The 4996-nt window shown below is 48.7% G+C and carries 3 protein-coding genes; 1 reads left to right on the top strand and 2 read right to left on the bottom strand.

Annotated features, from left to right (window positions below):
• A partial coding sequence (locus ABW391_RS19575; RefSeq protein ID WP_353483598.1) for a Rieske (2Fe-2S) protein occupies positions 1-602 on the bottom strand: 602 nt, incomplete at its 3' end.
• 112 nt (positions 603-714) lie between these two features.
• Positions 715-1647: an AraC family transcriptional regulator gene (locus tag ABW391_RS19580; RefSeq protein ID WP_353483599.1), complete on the bottom strand. Its 933-nt coding sequence runs from the start codon at positions 1645-1647 to the stop codon at positions 715-717.
• Between the two features lie 228 nt (positions 1648-1875).
• On the opposite strand from ABW391_RS19580, the gene ABW391_RS19585 reads away from it, so the two are divergent.
• Positions 1876-4996, top strand: a 3121-nt coding sequence (locus tag ABW391_RS19585) for a SusC/RagA family TonB-linked outer membrane protein (protein WP_353483600.1), incomplete at its 3' end; no start/stop codon positions are given.

Below are 4996 nucleotides of genomic sequence, written 5' to 3' on the forward strand. Positions count from 1 at the left end.
TTTTGGGCCCGGAAACCAATGACCACTTTGGTAGACACCTCTTCGTGGTCCAGCAAAGGGCGTTTGGCCAGTTGGGCGGGCAAAAACTGCATGTCCTCCCACTTCGGTAAGGTATTTCTGTCGACCCCCATGGATTCGGACGGACCGTGCTTCCCAAATTTTTTCAACCCATCTTGGGCAAGTGCTTTGATGTATCCGGTGTAGGGTTCTGTGTTTTCAGGGTGGGTATCGGCATATTGGCCCAAGTACTGGTCTCTTTGAAAAGGTTGAGGGTGTTGTGTTAAAAAATTATTGATCTCTTCCTCATCTATCCAAACCTGTTCATCGTTTATTTCAGAGAAAAATTTGTGCAAAACTTCATGATTGTTGTATTCACTGACTCCCGTATCGTAGCGGTAATCCCATCCGTGTACGCCACAAATCAGATTGTTGCCTTCAATATGACCATCGGACATTAATGCTCCACGGTGCAAACAACGTCCATACAATACCGAAATCTGGTCATCGTAACGAATCACCACCAGATCGAGTCCATTGATCTGGTGATGTGCAGGAATCCGGTCTGCAAAATTGCTAAAGGCTCCAAGTTCAATCTTTTTCATATTGTTTTAGGTTAGGATTGGGTCTGATACCCTTGCTAGAAAAGGGCTTTGACAAAATTTAAGCGCAAAATAGGGCTTGACCAAGTTTTAAAACGTTTCTTTAAAGACAGTTTCAATGCTTCGGTGCTCCCGCTGGTATATACTGATTCACCGTAAGCTGTCCCGACCAGTCAAAATCAGGATTCTCCTCATGGTTTTTTCGGTATTGCAGCGGCGCACAGTGCCGGTATTTCAAAAACAAACGATTGAAATTCGTCACGTTGTTGAAGCCGGAGTGGAAACAGATTTCGGTGATCGTTTCATCTGAATCCAGTAGCAATTTGCAGGCAAAACGCATCCGGATGTCAATCAAGAATTGCTTGAAGCTGTGGTGGGCGTGTTTTTGGAAAAAGTGACTGAAAGAAGAATCACTCATGTTCATCAGGCCAGCAAGGTCTGATACCTTCATCAGGTGATTGGAAAAATTTTCCAGAATATACGTATATGCAACCTGGATGCGACGACTGTCAGATTTTGAGCTTTGCGGGCTAAAACCCTCGCTGCTCAAGTATTCGAATTCATTGGATCGTGAAAGTACATCCAGAAGTTTGAAAAACTCCAGCACACTGTCCATGCCTTTATCGGTACTCAGTTCTTTCATCCGCAGGAAGACGTCCTCAAATGTTTTTCCGTAAAAACGCATACCGCGTCCGCAGCGTTGCAGGAGTTTCCTGATTTTATAGTAAGGCTCTTTTTGCAACAATTGCGCATTGAACAGGTCTGCCCCAAACTGGATGGTAATCACGCGGTAGTTTTTGCCTTTGGGTTGAGCATCAACGGCTCCATCCCATTTGTGGTAGAGGTAGGGCCCTAAAAATACCAAATCGTTTTCCTGGTAGGCTTGTGTAGAGTCACCCACAATACGGGTGCCGGAGATGCCTGTAATCAAGCTGATTTCCAATTCAGCATGGTTGTGTAGGGGATATTCAAAACGATTGTTGAGGGCATCCAATACCACAAATACATCCGACTCTTTTAGAGGAGTTATTTCGAGAAAAACATCCATCGTAAAATTTTCTTTTGGAATAGGAAGAAAAACTTTTTTCTTAGGAACGGAAACGAAAAAAGAGCCAGTCAAAGGTTTACTTTATTTTGTTTCCGTTCCTTATTTCTTAAAGGTACTATTGATTTGCCGGAAAGTACCACAATACCATTTATTCTCAGGGTAAATTTGCAAGCGTTGGCTAAGTAACGAAGAAATCTACCAAGTTGACTTGGCAACGCACCCGCTAATATGAAGCAAACACTACCTATCTGGATACTCCTGCTGATTGGATTCAGCAGTTTGTATGGGCAAACCATCGACATTCTACAGCTCAAAGGCACCGTTACAGATGCCGCCAATGAACAAGCCTTAATTGGGGTGAGTATTCAAATCAAGGGAGGCCCAACGGGAGCAGTTACCGATTTGAACGGCGCCTTTAGCCTGGAAGCTCCCAAAGGCAGCGTACTGATCTTTAGTTTCATTGGGTATACCTCCAAAGAATTGACCGTTCGGGATGCAGCGCTACTCACCGTGCAATTGGAAACCGAAACCCAGCTATTGCAAGACATGGTGGTGGTTGGCTACAAGCGCGAGTTTCGTTCGGATGTGGCCTCGTCCATTAGCTCCGTAAAATCCAAAGATATTGCCAAACTTCCGGTAGTGGGGCTGGATCAGGCACTGCAAGGCCAAGTGGCAGGGGTGCAGGTGACTCAAGCAACTGGTGCGCCTGGCGACGACATTTCGATTCGCATCCGTGGCGTCAATACGCTTGGCAGCAACAACCCCCTCTTTATCGTCGATGGGGTTCCCACTACGGGCAGCATCAACATGTTTTCCACCAACGACATCGAGTCCATCGAAGTGCTCAAAGACGGTGCTGCTGCGGCCATTTATGGTGCACGGGCTGCCAATGGCGTGGTTTTGATCACCACCAAAAAAGGCAAATCGGGCAAAACGGCCTTTGCCTTCGATGTATACCACGGCATCCAGCAAGCGACGCGTTTGCCCGAATTGCTAAATTCATCAGAATACCTGCTGATCCGAAACGAAGCCATTCAAAATGCCAACGCCCTGCGCGATCCTCGGCGCCAGCTGACGGGCTACGACCCGAAAATATTGGATACCCTGGCCAACAACAACTGGCTGGATAAGGTCTTCAGCACTGCCCCGATGAGCCGGTATTACCTGAGCGCAACGGGCGGAGGGCCCCACGGCTCCTATTACTTGATGGGCGAATACCTCGATCAGCAAGGCATTTATACCGGACAAGGGTTCAAGAAATACTCGGTCAGGATGAACAGCGAAATCGGCAATTCCTGGCTGAAAGTGGGCAACAACCTCTCGTTTTCGGTCTCTGACCGCAAGCTGATCGGCAGCTCTGGTGACGGCGGTGGCCCCGGCAATGAACTGAGCGGCATTCGTTATGCCTTGATTGCAGCGCCAGTTTTTCCAGCTTACCGTGCCGATGGAACTTTGTACAAAACCAGCTCCGAGCTCGGGGATCCCAGCCTGTACGGTGACGGCAACGCCAACCCCCTGGCCTTTAATGCCGCTACGGATTGGAACATCAAAAAATACCGGGTATTTGGCAATGTTTTTGCAGAACTGCAACCCTTGAAAAACCTGCATTTCCGCACCAACCTGGGCGGCGATTTCCTGTTTACCAACGAAAAGCTATTCAAGGAAAGACTCTCGCCAGCGATCTATTCCCCGACTTCGCTGAATGAATCGCGTGTTTTTGAGCAAAACCTGGTCTGGAACAACTCAATAGATTACAACCTCCGACGCGGCAAGCACAAATTATCGGTTTTACTAGGCATGGAGGCCATCGTCAACCGCACCAATTACCTGGGTGCTTCGGCCAATAACTTTTCGCGTACCGATCCTTTGTTTCGCAACATCAACAATTCCGTACCCCAAACTTTGACCAACGTTGGTTCATCCGGCATTAGCACTGAATGGAGTTTGTATTCTTTCTTTGGCCAGGCCAATTACAACTACGGCGGCAGGTATGTACTGAATGCTTCTTTGCGACGCGATGGTTCTTCGCGTTTTGGACAAGGCAACCGCTACGGGAATTTTCCTTCGGTATCTGCGGCTTGGAATGTATCCAACGAGGAGTTCTTTTCGTCCATTAAGGCCATCTCGGGCTTGAAAATCCGGGCCTCTTTCGGCCAGTTGGGAAACCAGGAAATTGGCAATTACCCTTACAGCTCGCTGGTGCAGACGGGGCAACGGGTCTATTCTTTCGGCGGAGACGTGGCCACGGGGTCACGATTGGTTGAAACCGGCAACAGCAAAATCAAGTGGGAAACCACCACCCAGTACAATCTGGGCATCGACCTGAGTTTGCTGAAAGACCAGATTACCTTAACTGCCGACATTTACCAAAAAACCACTAGCGACATCATTGTACGCGTACCCGTGCCACAAGCCGGTGGGGGCGCCAATCCGCCTTACGTCAACGCAGGCAAGGTAGAAAACAAAGGGCTGGACCTGAACCTCAACTACCGCGGGCGCATTAAGCAGGGCAGCTCCAATCAGGGCAGTTACGGCATCACGGCCAATCTTTCGCTGGTGCGCAATCAAGTGCTTTCCGTTGCGGATTCCGAACCCATTTTGGGTGGTTTTGGCCTTTCGGATGGGCCCATCACCAAAACGGAACCAGGGTATCCGATTGGTTCTTTTTTCCTGTACCAAATGCAAGGTATTTTCCAGACGCAAGAAGAAATTGCCCAAAGCCCTTTTCAAACGGTGGATACCCGCCCTGGTGACGTCAAATTTGCAGATTTGAACCAGGATGGCTTTATCAACGACAAAGACCGCGCCCATTTGGGTAGCCCCTTCCCTAAGTTCATCTACGGCCTCAATGTTAATGCCCAGTACAAAAATTTTGACCTCTCCCTTTTGGTTCAAGGCGTGCAGGGGAACGACGTTTATTTTCTCTACGGCAATTTTGCTTACGAAACCCAATCGCGTGGTTTCAATTCCTACCGCGACATCTTGAACCGCTGGACACCCACCAACACCAATACCAATATCCCCAAAGTGAGTGTAGATGACCGCAACGGCAACCGGCGCATTTCCACCCGTTTTCTGGAAGATGGCTCTTACTTGCGCATCAAAAACATCACCCTCGGCTACGATTTGAAAAAAGGCCTGAAGCTCAACGGGGTGACGGCGGCCCGCTTGTACCTCACGGCGCAAAACGCCCTGACCATCACGCGTTACCACGGCCTTGACCCTGAAATTCAAGCCAATACCAATGATACGCGGGGGTACAACGTATCGTCCGATTTGGCCGTAGGCATCGATTGGGGCACAGTACCTGCCCCTCGTACTTTCATCATGGGATTTCACCTCGATTTCT

It is taken from the genome of Haliscomenobacter sp. (assembly GCF_040403615.1).
Lineage (GTDB): Bacteria > Bacteroidota > Bacteroidia > Chitinophagales > Saprospiraceae > Haliscomenobacter.